This window comes from Streptomyces sp. AK08-02 (assembly GCF_033795085.1).
GTDB lineage: Bacteria > Actinomycetota > Actinomycetes > Streptomycetales > Streptomycetaceae > Streptomyces > Streptomyces echiniscabiei.
This window is the reverse complement of sequence record NZ_JARAZV010000009.1, coordinates 162,078-179,953: the sequence shown is the minus strand read 5'-3', so window position 1 is coordinate 179,953 and position 17,876 is coordinate 162,078. Positions and strand designations below refer to the sequence as shown.

Genomic DNA, 17,876 nt, shown 5'->3' with positions numbered 1-17,876 from the left:
CTCCTCAGGAACAGCCGCGGCCGAGGCCGAGCGACGTCAGGTCGATGGAGTCGGCGAGCGCCTGCATACCGGCGTCGTTGGGATGCAGATGGTCGCCCGAGTCGTACGTCTCGGCGAGCCTGCGCGGGTCCGCCGGGTCGCGTACCGCCCGGTCGAAGTCGGCGTAGTCGTCGAAGACTTGGGCGGAGTGCCGTACGAACGCGTTGACCCGCCGGCGCCGCGCCTCCGTCTCCTCGGTCCAGCCACCCCAGGTGAAGCCCATGTACGGGGTGATGGTGGCGCCGACGACGCGCACACCGCGTTGGTGGGCCCGGCGCGCGATGGTCCGCATCCCGGCGATGATCTGCCCCGCACTCGCCCCGCCGAGGTCGTTGATCCCCTCGAAGAGGATCAGGGTCCTCGCCCCCGGCTGGGACAGCACATCCCGTTCGAGACGGTCCGGCGCCGACGGGTTGGTCTCCGTCCCGGCGGTGATCCGGTTGCTGGTGATACCCGCGTTGAGCACCCCGGCGCCGGGCCGGCACGCGTTCAGCCGCGCGGACAGCAGGTCGGGCCAGCGCCGGTTGGTGTCGGCCGTCGAGTAGGACCCGTCGGTGATCGAGTCGCCGAGCGCCACCACCGCCCCCGCCCCGGGCGCGCTCACGTCGACGCCGGAGAGGAACGGCCAGCTCGTGGTGGTCCAGGTGAAGGCGTCACCGCCGGTGTCGGCGGCATGGTCGCCCGCCCCGTAGTCCGTCCAGTACACGGTCTGCTGCGCCCACCAGTGGTCGGTGATGTGGGTGACCCGACCGGACAGATAGAGGCTGACCACCAGGTCGGCACCGGCGGACAGCGGGAACCGGACCGGGTCGCTGACGGCTGTGCCGCCCGCCGGGATCGTCACCTGCGGCTTCCCGCCGAATCGCACCTCGTACGGCCGCTCGACCGCGGAGCCGCCGTCGCGGAGCCCCACGGTCGCGTGACCGATCGTCACCGGCTCGGTGGCGTACGCGTTGGACAGCCGGACGCGTACCCGGGAGCCGCCGACGCTGGTGCGCACCGGCATCCGCACCGTGGCCTCGGACATCCCGGAGACCTCGTAGTGCTCGCTCGGAGCCGTCGCCCACGTGCCCGTCCAGCCGTGCCCTTCGGCTCCTCGGCCGGCCTCGGCGGGTGCCACCGGCCCCGCCAGGACGGCGATGAGCGCCAGCAGCAGAGCGATGGGGCCTCCGCGTATCGCCCGCGTCGAGACGGCCATCAGGAACCGTCCGCGCAGGTCAACCGGGCGCCCGCCCAGTCGGCGTGGTCGCTGGAGACATCGCCGTCCCCGTCGACGACCAGGTCCAGCCAGCGGGCGCCGGACACGTCCACGTCGAGGGTGGTGCCGCCGTCGGAGCCGGACAGGACCGGGGTGGTGGCGAGGGTGCGGCCGTCGGCGACCACCTGGAAGGAGACGCTGCCGCCGTCACCGACCTCGTCGTCCAGCCCGGCGACGGTGGAGAACCGGGTGCAGCCGCCGCCCAGGTAGACCCCGACCCGGCTGTTCGCGTGGACGCCGAGACCCTTGCCGTAGGCGGTCCCGGCGATGGTGAGGGTCCGTCCGTCGCCCGCCGCGGCCTCACCGTTGGACAGGTCCTTCTCGACCGGACCCCAGCCGTTGACCGCCTTGACCAGGGTCAGGTCGCTGACGTAGGCGTCCTTGGAGAGCCCTGGTGGCGGCACCTGCACGGCCCGTTCCCCGGTGACACTCCTCGGGCGACCCGGCTGTCTCAGTCCGGCGGTCGCGGACAGCACGGCGTAGTGAACCGGTTCGGCGGGCGGGGTCACGGTGTAGTGGACGGTCACCGACGCGCCGGGCCTGACCCGGTCGAAGACGGTGGCGCCGTCGGCGGTCGAGGTCCAGCCGTCCGGGACGGTCAGTGACACCTCGACGTCGCGGGCGGTGGGGGCGTCCTTCGGCACGGTTAGCGTGACCGGGACCTCGGCGGCCGTGCCGGTGCTCAGGAACGGCTCGGCGTGCACCGTGACCCGCGCGCCCGGGGCGGGCATGGCGTAGGTCCTCGCGTCGTACGAGGGCGCGGACACCGTGTTCACCTTGATGCCGCCGGCACTCGCGCCGAGGTCGACGAGTCTCACCGAACCGGGGCCCGCCGCCTTCCCGGTGGACCAGACCGCCAGGGCGACGGTGTTGTCCCCCTGCTCGCGCAGGATGCCCTTGGGCACGACGAACCGTGTCTGGGGCCCGGTGCCGGGCAGATAGCGGCCGATCAGCCAGCCGTTGACGAAGATCTGGGCGCGGTACGCCGTGCTGCCGCCCTCGGGCTCCGCGAGGTCCAGCGCGAGGGCGTTGTCCTGGCCCGTCGGCAGATCGAGATTCGCACCGGTGCGGTACCAGCGGACCCCGGGTTCCACGGCCCCGGACCGGGCGGACGCGGACAGTGAGGTGCTCTGCCAGCCGCCGTCCGGATAACCCGGCAGCGACCAGCCGGCCCGCTCTCCGTACAGACCGCCGTTGTTGTAGGGACCTCGTGCGGTGTCGACAGGGTTCTCGCCGCCCCTGCCGCCCTGGATCTTCCAGGTGAGGGTGGAGGCACCGCCGATCACCTCGGCGCCGAGCAGGCCGCGTGGTTCCTTGGAGTAGTCGTGGCCCCATTCCTCGTTGTGGCCGGCGTTCTCGACGAGGACGGCGAGCACGTTGTCGCCGGCGTCCTTGAGCGCGCCCGCCGGGATGCCGAAGGTGTGTGCGCCGTCGCCGGAGCTGCCGAGGTAACGGCCGTTGAACCAGACCGCGTACTGGCCGGTGGGACCGGTGTCGGCGTTCAGCGCGAGCGCGGTCGCCGCGCCGGTGGTCCTGAACCGGCCCCGGTACCAGACATCGCCGTGGTGGAAGCCGTACTCGTCCATCGCCAGCACCGGCAGCGAGCCGTTCAGTTCGGCGTTGGCGGCGGTCAGGCGGGCGGCGGTGGGCCAGGTGGAGTCGTCGAAGTCCCGGGCGCTCTCGGGGGCCTCCTCCTTGTACTTCCAGGTCGTCAGCGCGGGCAGCCGTACCGCGCGCGGTGCCTCGGTGACTGTGGTCCTGCGGCCGTTCCAGGTCGCCTTCCGCGTGTTGGCGATGACCTCGATCCTGGCGGCCCCGGTCGAGTCACCCGTCAGCCTCAGGACGCCGCCCTTGACCTCCGCCGTACGGACCAGGGACGGGCCGCGTACCAGGACCGGCCCGTCGGCGGTGTCCTGCCGCCACCAGTGCGCGGTCTCGGCGACATCGGCGATCAGCAGCTCCAGGCCGTTCACCAGCACCCGGGCCAGGCCCTTGTGGGTGTAGTTCAGCCGCAGGTCGCCGCGTTCGGCGTCCCAGGCGGTGCCGACCTCCCCGGCGAGCACCCGCACCCGGGGCCGCTTCGCGTACCGCAGTACGGTTTCGCCGGGTTCGCCCGCACGCCCGTACAGCAGGGCCACCTCACGGCCGCCGATCGTCGCGTGCGTCATGATCTCCGAGGTGGAGTAGACGAGCCGCTGGTCGCCCAGGTCGTAGCCGGCGACGAGGAGTTTCGCGTCCCGGCCGTCGACGGTGATCGCGCCCCGCTGTGGTACGCGCGGGTAGTCGCCGTCCGAGCCGCTCAGGGACAGGGTGGTCTCGTCCCTGTCCTTGACCCGGGTGTCGGCGTGCCGGACGGTGAGGAACTGGGTGCCGTCGTCGGGGTTGACGCGCCGGTCGACGCGCAGCGCGTCGTCGGAGAGGACGGGCGCCTCGGCCCTGTCGGTCCGAGCCAGTGCGCCGACCGAGTTGACGAAGTAGCCGAGCCGCTTGAACTCCTGGTACTTCTCCGTCAGTTGGCGGGACTCGTTGATCGGGGCGCCGTAGTCGTACGACGTGTAGACGGCGTTCGGGTCGGCGAGCCAGCCCCAGTTGGTGCCGCCGTACGTCATGTAGAAGGACTGACCGGAGACCCCGGCGGCGATGTTCATCTTGCTGAACACCCGGGTGAAGGCGGTGCCGGTGAGCTTCCCGCAGTCCTGGTAACCGGTGCCGCCCCACGGGTCGAAGGCGCCCCCCTGGGCCTCGGGGATGATCAGCGGTGACTCGGGTTTCCAGTCGTTGACGTGGGAATAGTCGGGCAGGTTCTTCCAGGCGTCCGGGTTCTCGCAGTCGAAGCCCTGCGGGTAGGCGTCGAAACCGTAGATGTCGGGGGCGCCCTTGCCGCTCACCCAGTTCCGGTTGGCGCCACCGTCGTTGACGAAGGTCGGCACGTCGATGCCGTCCTCCTTCGCCCAGTCGATGAGCGTCTGCATGTAGTCGGCGTCGTGGCGTCCGCCCTGGTACTCGTTCTCGACCTGATACAAAATCACCGAGCCTGTGCCGCGCGTGAGTTGGTGCCGCGCGATGATCGGGTTGATCCGGCTCATCCACTCCCGGGCGTCCTTCAGATACCCCTCCTCGGAGGTGCGGTTCACGCCCGCGCGGGTCTTGCGCCACGCCGGGAAGCCACCCCCGGAGACCTCGGCGTTGATGTAGGGGCCGGGCCGGGCAATGACGTAAAGACCGGCGCGCTCGGCCTCGTCGAGCAGCCGCTCCACGTCACGGATGCCGGTGAAGTCGTACGAGCCAGGCTGGGCGGAGTGGTAGCCCCAGTCGAAGTAGAGCGAGACGGCGTTGAACCCGCCCGCCTTGATCTTCTGCAGCACGTCACGCCAGGCGTCCGGACTGGGCAGCCGGAAGTAGTGGAGCTCGGCGCCCCAGATGTACAGGGGTTCGCCGTCGACCCGCACCGAGTACTGGTCGTAGGTGACCGAGTGCGGTCTCCCCGCCGCGGGCACCGCCTGTGCCTGTGCCTGCGCCTGCGTCGGGGGAGCGGCGGCGGTGGCGGCCGGAGCGCCCAGGGACGTGGTGGCCAGCACCGAGGCGAGCAGCAGCGATCCCAGGTGCCGTCTCATGAGGTCAGTCCCTTCACCACGGCCGCCCGGGCGGTCTCGATGTCGGTGACGTTCTTCGTACGGCCGTCCAGGTCCCGAGTGGCCTTCGTGAGGGCCTCCGTGAGAGCGGTACTGTCACCGCCGTCCTTCTCGCGGAGCTGCGCGATCAGCTCGAAGTCCTCGATGCCTTCCTTGAGTTGCTCCCAGCGGATGCTGGACATCGGCCCGTTCCTCCCGGGGTAGACGAGATACTCGTCGCCCTGGGTGAAGATGTGCACGGGCTGTTTGAAGGGGTCGCTGGTCCAGCTGTTGTACGACCAGCGCAGGAACCCGTCGAGGTCGCGCCGCGCGGAGATCCACGGCAGCATCCGCGATTCGACGGCGGGGGAGTAGGACAGCGTGTTGGGGTGGGCGGGCGCGCCGTACACGTAGAACGTGGTGGTCCTGCCGGCCGCGCGACGCTCGGCCGCCTTCTCCTTCGTCATCGCGTCGATGCCGCCCCAGTCCACCGACAGGTTCGACGCGACGCCCTCCGTGGTGATCGATCCGGCGACGGAGATACGGTCGTCGAAGACCGGCGCCACTTCGTGCACGAAGTCCTTGACCACCGTCATGGTGCCGATCGGCCGCTCGTCGAAGGACAGCCAGGCGTCCTGGAGGCGGCCCTTCTTCCTCAGATGGGCCTCGAAGGCGCGCAGATAGGCGCCCCAGGCCTGCCGCCAGCGGTTCCCGCCCAGATCGACGTTCTCGTAGACGGTCTTCCCGGTGCGGGTGTCGGTGTAGGTGAGGTGTTCCTGGTCCTGGAAGGCCAGCATCGAGAAGGCGCCGATGTCGGGGCCGAGACCGGCCTTCCTGGCGGTCTCGACGTACTTGTCCCAGCGGTCGAAGTCGAAGGCGAACCCGGTCCCGTTCCACTTCCAGCCGACCATGCTGGTGTACGGCGTCGCGGTCTGCGACTCCCGGGTGCCGAGCGACCACTGGTGGTGCCAGGGGTTGTCGACGATCGTCGTGTTGATGACCTTCTGGCCGCGCGACGCCAGATCGCGGTTGTACGCCTCGATCAGCTTCCAGTGCTCCTTCGACCACGGCTTGACCCCGTGCGCCTGGGCGATGGTCTCCGGCTGCGCCCAGACGTCGAGGAAGAACCGGTAGTCGGCGGGGGCGGGCACGGTGGCGTCGGCGACATCGATGGTGAGCGGGTACGTGGCCAGGGTGCCGCCGTCGACGTCGACGCGGACCGTGCCCCTGTACGTGCCGGGGCGGGCGGCCTTCGGGATGCGGAAGGTGAACCAGAGCGGCTGCGCGGCGTACGCGGGCACGTCGACCGAGGAGCGCTCCTCCAGCGGGTCGCCGACGACGTCCGGATCGCGGTCGCCCGACACCTCCCTGGCGGAGCTGACCTGGTCGATGGTGGCCGACCAGTCGACCTCGCTCTTGGAGCGCTGTACGGGCACGTACTTCACGAACCGCACCCGCGTACTGTCACCGTCGAGCTTCGCGCCGCCCGGCCCGGTCAGATCGCCGACCCTCGCCTTCACGTCGTCGAGGTTCCTGCCGGAGGCGATGGCCAGCTGCGCGGAGACCTGCTCGCCGCGTACGGCGTCCAGGGTGAGTTCCTTGGTGTCCCTGCCCTCGATGGCGGTCATCGGATAGCGCGGCACGCGGACCTCGGCCGAGCTCGCGAAGGATCCGGTGGGCACCCAGGTGATGGTGTCCCTGGTGCCCATGGCGTCCGCGACCTTCACGGTCAGCCAGGTGGTGGTGGGTTTCCGCCGGTCGTCGTCGCCGGTGGCCGCGATGACGGTCGTGGTCGTCGCGACGAGCGCGCCGGCGAGGAAGGCGGCGGCGAGGGCGGTTACGCGTGCGGGTACGCGGGTGGGCCATGGCATGGTGGATCCCTTTCGGAAAAGGGTCGTCGGGTGCTGCCGAAGGTGGCGGCGGGGGTGCTCCCGGCCTGCGACGACCGGGAGCACCAGGGGGTGGTGACCGGTCAGGACGCGGTGACGGAGAAGTCGTCGAAGACGGCCCGGATCCGTTCGCCGGGGTAGTTGAGGTTGACCGCTGAGGCGATCACTCCCGCGTCCCCGGTGCCGGAGGCCGAGGCGACCGTGGCCGAGCCGACGGTGGACCAGGTGGTGCCGTCCTTGCTCGCGTACGCCGTGTACGTCGAGCCGTCGCGCACCAGCTTGAGGTGGGCCGGGTGGTAGGTCTGTCCGCCGCCCGCCCAGGTGTCGAGCTTTCCGTCGCCGTCGCTGTCGGTCAGGAACTCCAGGCCGTACTTGTCCGTCATGACGAGGACCGCGTAGCCGCCCTTCTCGGGCGCGGCCAGGTCGTTGGCGACGGCGATGCCGGCCTTGCCGAGTGGGCTGGCGGAGTTCTGCGAGACGACTCGCGCCCGCACGGCGGTTCTGTCACCGACCACGCCGCTCTCGTAGACGGCGGCCTTCTCGTCCTTCCAGCCCGACAGGTCCTGGCCGCCCGCCCAGATGGCGAACTGGTCGCCCGCCTGGGCGAACTGGGCGCCGCCGGTGCTGTCGGCGGTGCGGTACGGAGCCGAGACGGCACCCGGCTCCGGTCGCACCTTCACCGGGACGCGGTCGGTGACCTTCGTACCGCCGTCGTAGGTCACCGCCCCGGTGAGGGTGTGGCTGCCCCAGTCGGCGTCGGCGGGCGGGGTGACTCTCCACCGGGTGGTGAGCGTGGCGCCGGCGGTCAGGGACCTGGTGGTCGCGGCTGTCATGGCCTCGGCATGCCAGCCGGTGGGCGCCGCCAGCGTGACGGTGACCTTCCGCAGCGGCCGGGAGCCCCAGTTGGTGGTCGTGGTGGTGATGTCGAAGGCCTCGCCGTTGGTGGTCTCCGGTGCGTCGGGGGCGAGCAGCACGGAGGCGGCGGGAGCGTCGTTGCTCCGCAGGGCTCGCAGGGCGGTGTCGGCGCCCCTGGCCTTGAGGTTCACGAAGGCCGGGGTGACTCCGAGGGGAGCGCCGTAACCCTTGAGGTCCTTCGGGCCGCGGATCACGGTGCCCTGGTTGACGTCGTACCAGGTGCCAGGCGGCAGATGTACGTTCCGGGTGGCCCTGTCGGTCACCTGCGGGGCGGCGAGGACGGCGGGGCCGAGCATCCACTCGTCCGGGACGGTGTAACCCGCCTTGTCCTTCGGGAAGTCGAAGAACAGCGGCCGGACGATCGGGTCACCGGTTCTGAGAGTCTCCCTGACCTGGTCCCAGATGTAGGGCGCGAGACGTTCGTGCCGTTTGACCGCCGCCCGGTAGAGGTCGATCGTCTCCTGGTCGTAGACGACCTTCTGGCCGGTCGTCACGTCGATGGTGTCGACGGGTGAGGTGGACGAGTACATCAGTGGCATCAGCGACGCCACCTGAGCCGAGCGGATCAACACCTCTTTTTCTGGGGCCGGTTGGCCGCCGGAGCCGCCGATCATGTCGGTGGTGACGAAGGGGTAGCCGATCGTGGAGATCGCGAGGTTCTGGGTGACCGAGGCGCGGACCGAGTTCCAGCCGGTGCCCTTGTCGACCTGCCGGGTGACGAACCCGGCGCGGTGGGCCGTGGAGTCCCAGTGCACGCGGATGCCGACGCCCTGCAGGTCGAACTCGTCGGCGAGTTCGGTGCCGAGCCGCTGGTAGTCGGTCGGCTTGTATCCGTCACGCGGGGCGCACTTGTCGTCGAAGAAGCGGGTGTCGAACTTCAGGCCGTCGATGTCGTAGTCGCTCATCAGGGACTTGACGCGGCCGGTGTACCAGGCCCTGGCGTCCGGGTTGGCGAGGTCGATGATCCCCGCCGTGCCGTTCCACCAGGTCACCGTGCACGGCTTGGTGGTGTCGGCGGCGTCCCCCAGCAGGTAGCCCTTGTCGACGGCGAACCGGTAGTTGTCGGAGTCGAGGTTGATCCACAGGGTCGTCCAGAGCCCGAAGCCGAGGCCGAGGTCGTGGATCTTCTTCGACATGGCCTTCGGGTCGGGGTAGGCCTTGGCGTCGAAGGTCAGATTGCCGTAGTTCGACTCCCACTTGTCGTCGAGCTGCAGGGCGTGCCCGTCGAGCCCGGCGGCCCCCAGGTCGGTGGCGTAGTCGAGGAGCTTTTCCTGGTCGATGTCGGTGTAGAACTGCGCCCAGGAGTTCCAGACGGGTTTGGCGTACTGCTCGTATGTGGCGTCGCTCTTCGCGGGTTTCCCGACGATGCCCACGTAGTCGCGGTAGACCTCCAGCGGTGACGACTCGACGAAGACGGTGGCCTTGTAGGTGTCGGCGGACCGTACGTCGAAGCGGCCCAGTCCGTCCTTGCCCTCGTTGATCGCCACGTCCATGACGTTCCCGGTGTCGACGCGGAGCCCGGTCGAGCTGGCGGTGTACCAGAACGGGTCGATCATGTTGTACGAGGCGGGGGAGAACGCCGGGTGCTCGACCTCACCGCTGTCCAGTGGCCAGGGCTGGTCGGTGCCGGGTCCGCCCTGCGGTGTCTCGGCCTCGCCGTGCCCGTACCAGTGCCCGGCGGAGGCCAGGTCGTAGGCGAGTCCCAGCCGGTCCGGCTCGACTCCCTCGACGTTCCAGTCGAGTTGGTAGCGGTCGGCGGCCGGAGTGACCCGCGCTTGGATGCCGGCCCCGTCGAGGGTGGTGTCGGCGGTCAGGGTCAGGACGCCGTTCTTCCAGCTCCAGGCGGTGACGTCGGTGGCGTGCTGCCAGGCGCCGCCCGAGCGGAACCGTAAGGCACCCGTGTCACCGGCCGCGGTGGCGAGGACGGGGGTGCCGGCCCGCTCGGTGGTGAGGGCGAGTTCGCGGTCGGTGGATATGTCGACGGTGTAGCCGGAGGTCTTCCCGGCGGCCGGCACGGTCAGCGTCAGGCCGTCCGCGGTTTCGGTCACCCTCGGCCGCGGGGCCGCATCGGCCCGCACGGGCTGGGCGAGGACTTCCGTGCCCGGCGAGACGATGGTCAGGGTCAGGGCGGCGGCGAGTGAGGCGCCGACTCTACGGGGCTGTGCACGCACTGGTGTCCTCCAGCGGGGAGAGGCATGGAGTCTCTGACAAGCTGTGCAAGATCTTGTAGTTTTGCGCACATACTCTTGCAGGAAAATTCATCTGTCAACGATGCGTTCCCTGATTCCTGTGGGGCCCTGATGGCCGGAGTCGCCGCCGACGACGGAAAGGCCCGCTGCTCACGGCATGAGCCGCGGGCAGCGGGCCCGGCTTCGGAAGTCCGTTGAATTGGGAGGTGCCGCGGTCCATCCGGTCGGCGACGGAGCAGGGACCGACGGGCCGTCCGCGCTCGCACGCGGAACCTTCGTCGCCCGCGAGGTGTTCGGCATGGCCGTCCGTCGCGAACGCCCGTGCGGGGCGCGGATGTTCAGGCGCGGATGATCTCCACTCCGGCGGCGGTGAACGGCTCGATCAGCCCGGCGGGAGCGTCCTTGTCGGTCACCAGCACATGGACGTCCTCCAACGGACAGATCCGCGCGAACGCCCGCTTGCCCAGCTTGGAGGCGTCGGCGACCACGACAACCTGCTGGGCGCGCCGCGCCAACGCCCGGTTGATGCTGGCCTCACCCTCGTGATGCGCGGTCGCGCCGTGCACGGAGTCGATCGCGTCCACACCGATGAAGACGTGATCCAGCGTGATCTCGGCGAGCAGTTCGGTGGCCAGCGGCCCGATCAGTTCGTACGAGGCCGGGCGGGCCACTCCGCCGGTGACGACGAGCTTCACATGGCGGCGTACGACCAGCTCGTTGGCGATGTTCAGGGCGTTGGTGACGATCGTCAGCGACGGCTCGGCACCGCCCTCGGGGCCCAGGTCGCTCCTGGTCGCCAGCGCCCGCGCGACCTCGGTGGTCGTGGTGCCGCCGTTCAGACCCACCACCGCTCCGGCCCTGACCAGGCCGGCCGCCGCATGCGCTATGCGTTCCTTCTCGGGTGCGTGGCGTGCCGCCTTGTACCGCAGGGGCAGGTCGTACGCGATCGCGTTGATCACCGCGCCACCGTGGGTACGGGTGACCATCTGCTGGCGAGCCAGTTCGTCGAGGTCACGCCGGATCGTCGCGGCGGACACCGCGAGTTCGGCCGCGGCCGCCTCGACCTCGATACGCCCGTCGCGCGTCAGCAAGTCCAGCAGCGCGCTCCACCTGGCCTGCGGTGCCGCCATCTCAGTCGCTCCCTGTCGGTGGGGTTTGCGCCCATGAAACCACGGCAGGGCAGCACTTTTCTGACGCTCGACGCCTATTTCAGCAATTTATCGTCCCCAAAACAGCAATTTCCTGCAACACCGTCCAGGATTGCCGTCACGCCGTCATACACGGGAGCTGTGCCCGGAAGCCGTCGTCCGGAAAGGCCGGCCCGGTCGTCACGGCGTGGAGAACAGGCCGGGCCCCGCAGGTGACGATCCGTCGGCGCCCAGGCCGTTCGTGACCCGCAGGAAGTCCAGTTTCTCGGCGTCCACGGAACCGGCGGCCACCGTGTACACGACCAGACGGACGTCGCAGCCCGGGACGGTGAGCACGTCGCAGTCGCACGTCACCTCGCCGACCTGGGGGTGCACGACGGTCTTGCGGGCCGAGACGTGCGGACCGACGGCGCCCTCGTCCCACAGCCGGGTGAACTCCGCGCTGGTGGAGCGCAGTTCCGTGACCAGGTCGCTCAGTCCGTGGTCGCGCGGGTAGTCGACGAGAGCCGTGCGCAGATCGGCGACGAGCGCGGTGTTCAGAGAGTCGCCGTCCTGGATCACCGGCCAGGCCGCGAGCCCGCTGGATCCCGGGGCGAAGACCGCCCGCACCAGGTTCCGCTCGACGTCGGTCCGTGCGCCGGGGTCGCCCAGCAGGACCGTCCACGCGGGAGTCCACGACAGCAGGGTCCAGTCGGCACTGAACACACCCACCGGGAACTCCCCGAGGCGTGCCAGCATCCGCTGGACCCCCGCGGGAACATGTGCGGAGATCGTCCCCACCTGCGGTGGGAGGAGGCCGGCCAGCCGGTAGGCGTGGTCGCGTTCCATGGGTTGCAACTGCAGTGCCCTGGCCAGGCTCGCCACGACCTGCGCCGAAGGGCTCGTCGCACGCCCCTGCTCCAGCCGTACCACGTAGTCGACGGACAGTCCCGCGAGGTCGGCGAGTTCCTCGCGTCGCAACCCCGCGGCACGCCGTCCGGGCCGCGAGGTCCGCCCGACGTCGAGGGGAGAAAGCCGGTCGCGCCAACGGCGCAATGCCGTGCCCAGGGTCTCGTCCACCCGACCATTGTGTCCGCCGGACAGCCGGCGTGCCTGGTACTGGCAGTCCTACCGTCGCAGCGGGCACTGGTTGTCCTCACGGCACAGGCCGACAGTGAACGCATGACAACAACATTCATCACCGGGGCCAACAAGTCCCTCGGATACGAGACCGCCCGCCGACTGATCGAGGTTGGCCACAGCGTCGTCGTCGGCGCTCGTGATCCGGAGCGAGGCCGGGCCGCCGCCGACGCGCTCGGTGCGCGGTTCGTCCAGATCGATGTGACCGACGACGCGTCGGTGGCCGCGGCCGCCGCCGACATCGAGGCCCGCGAGGGCGGCATCGACGTGCTGATCAACAACGCGGGTGTGTTCGGGACACACAGCTCCGCCGACCGGATAACGGCCGCCGACGCCGACGCTGTGTTCGAGGTCAACGTCGTGGGGATCGTCCGGGTCACGCACGCGTTCCTGCCCCTCCTGCGCAGGTCGTCGAACCCGGTCATCGTCAATGTGTCGAGCGGTATGGGTTCCTTCGCGGCCACTCACGACTCCGAGCGCGTCGAGGGGCGTGCCATCGCGCCGCTCTACACGGCGTCGAAGGCCGCCGTGACCATGCTGACCACCCAGTACGCGAAATCCTGGCCGGACGTGAAGGTCAACGCGGCCGACCCGGGCTACACCGCGACCGACTTCAACGGGCACAGCGGCCCCCAGACGGTGACCGAGGGGACCGACGCGATCGTCGAGCTCGCCACCATCGGGGCGGACGGACCGTCCGGAACCCTCCGTGACCGTCATGGTGACCTGGCCTGGTGATCCACGGCTTCGCGACGGCGGTCGGCCATGCGGGGCGGGGGGGTTGGAGCGGTCCCCGGCATGACAAGCTGTGCTTTCCACTGATCGGTCCCAGGAGGTCACCATGGCTGCAGAGTCTCCATCACCCGAAGCTTCGGAGCCGGTTGACGGCGAGAGCGCTGCCCTCGCGCCCGACGACGAGGGGCAGGACGACGGTCAGGACGACCTGAAGCGAAAGTTCCGGGAGGCACTCGCGCGCAAGCGCGGTCAGCAGGCCGACGCCGTCGACGGCGCCGCGAACAGCGACAGGTCGAAGATCCACGGCGCGCACGGGCCGGCCGCGAGCCAGCGGTCGTTCCGTCGCAAGAGCGGCGGCTGAGCCCGAACCGCCTCCGGACGACCTCCGGGCCGGACTCCGCTCAGCAGGATTCCGGTCGTGCCTGAGGAAGCGATGTGACCTGCTGTGACAGACCGCCCCCAAGTTGGGGGCGGTCTGTTCGTGTCGCTGGTTGAGCCGTGATGACCTCGTCGGCCGCTTGTAGAAGGTGAGTATCGGGGTACCTGCGTCGGCATGGCACCGGAAACCGATCACTCCGCATCCGTACGAGCCCTGCGCCAACTGCGCCGAATCCGCCTTTTCTATGCCGGTGGTGCCGTCCTGTGGGCGGTCTCGGCCGCGTTGGGAGGATGGGACGACCCCGGCGGCCGGCAAATGTGGGTGTCGGTGGTCCTCCTGCTGGTCTTCACCGGTCTGCTGTCGGCGACGTCCGTGTGGCTGGGGCGTCGGCAGTCCTCCCGGGCCGGCGGCCCCGTGCACCACGCCGCTCCGCGGCGGACTCCGTGGCATGGCCAGGCAAACGCCTGAGTGTGCGGAATCGCGAGACCCTGCCGAGCGTCGGACTCCCCTGGGCGCGAGCCTGCCCGGGCGAGGTGCTCGACGGGACACCCGCCAGGTCCGGAAGCCGCGAGTGGCCATGCGGGACTGCGGGACGCCGGCAGCGCACAACTCCCAGTGGGGACCGCGCTTCACCCCGGGCCGGCACCTCGGACGTCGGACGCCGGGCGTCGCCGGGTCAGTTGGGCGGCGATGCCCAGCGTCGCCAGGCCGGACAGCGCCATGGCCGTTCCCGCGTCGCTGAACTCGGCGATGGTCCCGAACGCGACGGGGCCCAGACCCTGCGACGACATCATCCCGGCGGAGAGCAGGCCGAACGCCTGGCCGCGTGCTGTTTCCGGGACCGCGTCCAGGAAGGGGCGCTGAAGGCCGAGTCCGTAGGCGAAACCGGCCCCGGTGATCAGCAGGAGCACCGCGCAGACCAGCCACGGCGGATCGACGGCGAAGACGAGCAGCGGCGCGCCGAGGACCACCACCAGTGCCGGGACCAGACGTTCCCGTGCGGCGGGGGAGAGGAATCGGCCGACGACGAGGTCCCCGGCGAGCATGCCGACCGGCAGACAGGCGAGCAGGGTCCCGGTGGAGCCGGCGGACATGTTCCGGCCGCCCGCGAACGGGACGACCAGGCTCTCCGCGCCGGCGACGAACGCGGCAGGCAGCCACTGGGCGAGCAGCAGCGTCCGTACGGTCCGGTCGGCCAGGAGTGTGCCACTCTCCGTCCAGCTGTGACGGAGCACCGACGCACCGGGGCCGGGCCGCGCCGCCCTGCCGGGCGCGGGCAGGTCGGGCAGTCGTACGCGAACGCCGATCGCGGCGACGAGATACGCGGCCGAGCTGAGCAGCAGTGAGTTCCGCGGCCCCAGCGACACGATCGCGACCCCGCCGCCGGCCAGACCGAGCAACTGGGCGCCGGACGCGGCCATGTTGGACAGTGAGCGCCCGAGGACGTAGGCGTCGCCGGTGAGTGTCTCGGCGACGAGCCGTACGGAGACGCCGCTGAAGACAGGGGTCAGACAGGCCACGGCGGCGAACAGGAGGAGGAGCACCGGCACAGGCAGGGCAAGCACCCCTGCCGCGGCGGCTGTTGCGCCGGCCAGGACGTGGCCCGCGACGACGAGCGGGCGCGGGCGGACCCGGTCGGCGAGCGAACCGAGGAAGAGCGAACCCGCGAGCTGTGGCAAAAAGCCGACGCCGAAGGTCAGGGCACCCAGGAGAGGTGAGCCGGTTGTCGTGAAGACCAGGACCGACAGGGTCATGATCCGTAGTGAGTCGGCGGTGACCGTCAGGGTTCGGGTCAGGAACAGCAGCCGGAACCGAGGGTCGGCCAGCACTTCGCGGTAGGTGGCGTGCCGGCTCGAATCAGGGGTGATCGTCACGGGGGTAGCGTGCCGGGGGTGCCGTGGTCCGGTCCACCGTTGTGCCCCGGGGCGGGACAGGATCCGGGACAGTGGTCCCATCTTCCTGGGACGTGTGATGCCGGAGAATGGTGCAGCGTACAGGCGCCTCCGGCCCGGTGGTCACGTTCCTCCGTCGGCCCCGAGGTGCCGATCCGCCTGCCCCACCTGCTCCGTCACCGACCGAAAGGGATAGGACATGCTGATCGACCACATCGACGTACCCGAGCTGGCTCCTGAGACGTATCTCGAGGAGGAGGCCCCGGACGTGGCCACCGACTCGCCCGCGGAGCGGGCCTGGCTTCCCTCCTACCAGGCTGCCCTGACCGTCTGACGCACAGCGCGCACCCGGCAGGGGTGGCGTCCCCAGCCGGTGGGCCCGCCCCTGCCCCTGCCGCCCGATATCGAAGGACGGTTCGTCGTTGTTGTCCGAGCTTCCCGCCACCGAACCTCCGTCCACCGGTCTCCCCTCCACCGGCCTTCGCGCATCCGACGCGGTCGCCCGGGCCGACTCCCTGCTCTGTGCCGACCGGCAGTTCGGCGACTCGGCAGCCGTCGGTGAGCGCAACTTCGCCCGGTTTCGGCTGGGATTGACCATGCTGGCCCACCGGGACGACAGCTGCGCGCAGGCGTTGCGTACGACGGCCGCGGAACCGGAGGAACGGCTGCGGCCGCTGTTGTTCGACCCGGTGCTGCGCCAGTGCTTCGAGGACGACATCCTGCGCCTGGAGAACGGCACGCTCGAACGCAGCGCGCTCGGCGGGTACTTGGTGGAGTACAGAGGCGAACGGCCGGTGACCGACCCGCCGTCGACGGGACCCTGCGAAGGTCTCACCCAGCCGCGCCGCCGCGCCTGGCCCGGCCTCGGGAACGCTTGGCTCCTCACCGAGTTGAAGCCACGCGACCCGGTGGACGAGATGCTCGGCGACCGACTCATGGAGCTGTACCGCGACGCGCTCGGCGACGGCCCCGCCCAGGCGCAGGCCCCGGTCAGTCCGACGAGCGCCGACCGAGCCATCCTGCGGGAGGGCGCGGAACTCCTCGCGTCACTGATGCCGGTGACAGGCGCGAGCGTGCTCGGACACATCACCATGGTCGGCTTCACCCGCCGGGAGACCCAGGAAGGACCTCTCCAGTCGATGTCCGGTGGCGACCCGCTCCCGTCGTCGGTGCTGCTGGCCCCCGAACGCTGTACGAGCCCGTGGCTCGCCGCCGAAAGCCTGTTGCACGAGGGCTCCCATCTCAAGCTCTTCGACGCGCTGCGGACCGGCTCCGTGGTCAGGAACGCCACGGAACGGGTTCCGATCCCGTGGCGCATCGGGTCCTGGACGGTCATCCGGGTCTTCGTCGCCCTCCACTTCTACGTGCACCTGCTGGTCTTCCAGGCCGCGGCCACCGCCGCCGACCAGGCGGTCCGCAAGCGGTTCGGCCCACCCCCGGCGGCCGAGGTCATCGACGAACCCAGCCCCGGCACCCCCGCCGCGCTGCACGGAAGTCACCGGACCAGCGAGGAACGGGCGCGCTACCTCGCCGAACGCGTCCTGGCACTGCCCGAAGAGGCGTTGACCGAGAACGGGCACCGGTTCGCGCGCTGGCTCCTCGCCGTGCTCCGCCTGGTGGACAAGGACGCGCCGACACCCCAGGACCGTGCCGGGACAACGGCGGACGGGCCGTCCGCCGTCGCGCCGCTCACGGGTGCCTACCAGCGGGTCACCCCGGTGGACGCGTGCGCACTGCCCGGCCTGGGCCAGCTCCTCGTCGGTGACGCTGCTTCGGCCCGGATGCACTGGCTCAACTCGCGCTCGTGGACGGTCTATTCGCTGTGTGACGGCCGGGACCTCGACTCGCTGCGCGCCGCGTACGCCGACGCGGCCGGACTGACGCCCGGCTCCGCCGAGGCCGACCGGCACGTGGGCGACAGCGTGCGGCAACTCGTGGCCGCGGGCCTCGTCACCCGACTCGGCTGACGCTTCCTCCCGCCGGGGGCCCTGACAGCCGTACGGAAAGAATGGCCTCCGAACGGCTGGAGGCGTGGATCTTCGGCAGAATGGCCGAGACGTAGTTGCGCACGGTCTTCTCCGAGATGAACAACTCCCGTGCTATCCGACGGTTTCCGTAGCCGAGGGAGACCAGCCGCAGCACTTCCTGCTCCCGGTTGGTGAGCGCCGGGAACCGAGGGATCTCATCGGTTCCCGCCAGGCGCGTGAGGAGGGCGGAGAGACTGTCGCCGATCCGGGGGCCGAGTGTGACGCAACCCCGTTGCACGGCCCGCACGATGCGCAGGAGGTCCGCGGTCTCCGTGTCCTTGAGGAGATAGCCCGTCGCGCCGGCGGTCAGCGCGGCCAGCAGGAGGCTGTCGTCGTCGTGCTGCGGGGACACCGCGGCGATCATCCGGGTCGTCGGACTCTGTCGGTGCAGCCGCCGGAGCAGCCCGACTCCCGTACTACCGGGCAGATCGAGGTCGACGAAGACCACGTCGGGCCGCTGTTCGAGCACCGCCCGCACTCCCGTGTGCGGGTCTCCGGTCGCGCCGGGGACGGTGAATCCGTCGCCCTCCAGCGCGGCCCGTAAGCCGTGCAGCATCAGAGGAATGCTCTCGATCAACACCACGCGCGCACCGGCATCGCGGACCGCATCGGCCATTCCTGAGTCCATCCTCACAACTGGGTTCCCGAGCCGGTCCGGAGTCGTTGCCGCAGCCT

At 70.4% G+C, this 17,876-nt stretch carries 13 protein-coding genes; 5 read left to right on the top strand and 8 right to left on the bottom strand.

Annotated features, from left to right (window positions below; genetic code table 11):
* Positions 1-4: 4 nt before the first annotated feature.
* From PV734_RS20055 to PV734_RS20030, 6 genes are all read right to left on the bottom strand, one after another.
* Positions 5-1,237: an SGNH/GDSL hydrolase family protein gene (locus PV734_RS20055; protein ID WP_319094321.1), complete on the bottom strand. Its 1,233-nt coding sequence runs from the start codon at positions 1,235-1,237 to the stop codon at positions 5-7.
* Entirely contained in the window at positions 1,237-4,911 is a 3,675-nt protein-coding gene (locus PV734_RS20050; RefSeq protein ID WP_319290666.1) for a beta-galactosidase, read from the bottom strand. Before PV734_RS20050 ends, PV734_RS20055 begins: the two co-directional genes overlap by 1 nt.
* Positions 4,908-6,779 carry a DUF4091 domain-containing protein gene (locus PV734_RS20045; protein WP_319094319.1) on the bottom strand — a complete coding sequence of 624 codons (1,872 nt, stop codon included), beginning with the start codon at positions 6,777-6,779 and terminating at the stop codon, positions 4,908-4,910. The genes PV734_RS20050 and PV734_RS20045 overlap by 4 nt, the downstream gene beginning before the upstream one ends.
* 101 nt (positions 6,780-6,880) lie before the next feature.
* Positions 6,881-9,883 carry a TIM-barrel domain-containing protein gene (locus PV734_RS20040; RefSeq protein ID WP_319290664.1) on the bottom strand — a complete coding sequence of 1,001 codons (3,003 nt, stop codon included), beginning with the start codon at positions 9,881-9,883 and terminating at the stop codon, positions 6,881-6,883.
* A gap of 356 nt (positions 9,884-10,239) precedes the next feature.
* Positions 10,240-11,031: a DeoR/GlpR family DNA-binding transcription regulator gene (locus PV734_RS20035; RefSeq protein WP_319094317.1), complete on the bottom strand. Its 792-nt coding sequence runs from the start codon at positions 11,029-11,031 to the stop codon at positions 10,240-10,242.
* Between the two features lie 198 nt (positions 11,032-11,229).
* Entirely contained in the window at positions 11,230-12,108 is an 879-nt protein-coding gene (locus PV734_RS20030; protein WP_319094316.1) for a helix-turn-helix transcriptional regulator, read from the bottom strand.
* A gap of 102 nt (positions 12,109-12,210) precedes the next feature.
* Between PV734_RS20030 and PV734_RS20025 the strand changes: the two genes are divergently transcribed.
* The 3 genes from PV734_RS20025 to PV734_RS20015 all read left to right on the top strand — a co-directional run bounded on the left by PV734_RS20025 (position 12,211) and on the right by PV734_RS20015 (position 13,750).
* Positions 12,211-12,906, top strand: coding sequence for an SDR family NAD(P)-dependent oxidoreductase (locus tag PV734_RS20025; protein WP_319094315.1), 696 nt, complete (start codon positions 12,211-12,213; stop codon positions 12,904-12,906).
* Positions 12,907-13,009: 103 nt separating this feature from the next.
* Entirely contained in the window at positions 13,010-13,264 is a 255-nt protein-coding gene (locus PV734_RS20020) for a DUF5302 domain-containing protein (RefSeq protein ID WP_319094314.1), read from the top strand.
* Between the two features lie 192 nt (positions 13,265-13,456).
* On the top strand, positions 13,457-13,750 hold the full coding sequence (locus PV734_RS20015; RefSeq protein WP_319094313.1) for a hypothetical protein: 294 nt from the start codon (positions 13,457-13,459) through the stop codon (positions 13,748-13,750).
* Positions 13,751-13,911: 161 nt separating this feature from the next.
* Here the strand turns inward: PV734_RS20015 and PV734_RS20010 are convergent, their stop codons facing one another.
* Positions 13,912-15,156 carry an MFS transporter gene (locus PV734_RS20010; protein WP_319290662.1) on the bottom strand — a complete coding sequence of 415 codons (1,245 nt, stop codon included), beginning with the start codon at positions 15,154-15,156 and terminating at the stop codon, positions 13,912-13,914.
* 217 nt (positions 15,157-15,373) lie between these two features.
* On the opposite strand from PV734_RS20010, the gene PV734_RS20005 reads away from it, so the two are divergent.
* Together PV734_RS20005 and PV734_RS20000 are read left to right on the top strand one after the other, a co-directional pair.
* Positions 15,374-15,508, top strand: a complete 135-nt coding sequence (locus PV734_RS20005; RefSeq protein ID WP_319094311.1) for a hypothetical protein — start codon at positions 15,374-15,376, stop codon at positions 15,506-15,508.
* Between the two features lie 91 nt (positions 15,509-15,599).
* Positions 15,600-17,141 (top strand): aKG-HExxH-type peptide beta-hydroxylase, encoded by a 1,542-nt coding sequence (locus PV734_RS20000; RefSeq protein WP_319290660.1) that lies wholly within the window; start codon positions 15,600-15,602, stop codon positions 17,139-17,141.
* Here the strand turns inward: PV734_RS20000 and PV734_RS19995 are convergent.
* Positions 17,125-17,817: a response regulator transcription factor gene (locus PV734_RS19995; RefSeq protein ID WP_319094309.1), complete on the bottom strand. Its 693-nt coding sequence runs from the start codon at positions 17,815-17,817 to the stop codon at positions 17,125-17,127. The genes PV734_RS20000 and PV734_RS19995 overlap by 17 nt on opposite strands.
* Positions 17,818-17,876: the final 59 nt, after the last annotated feature.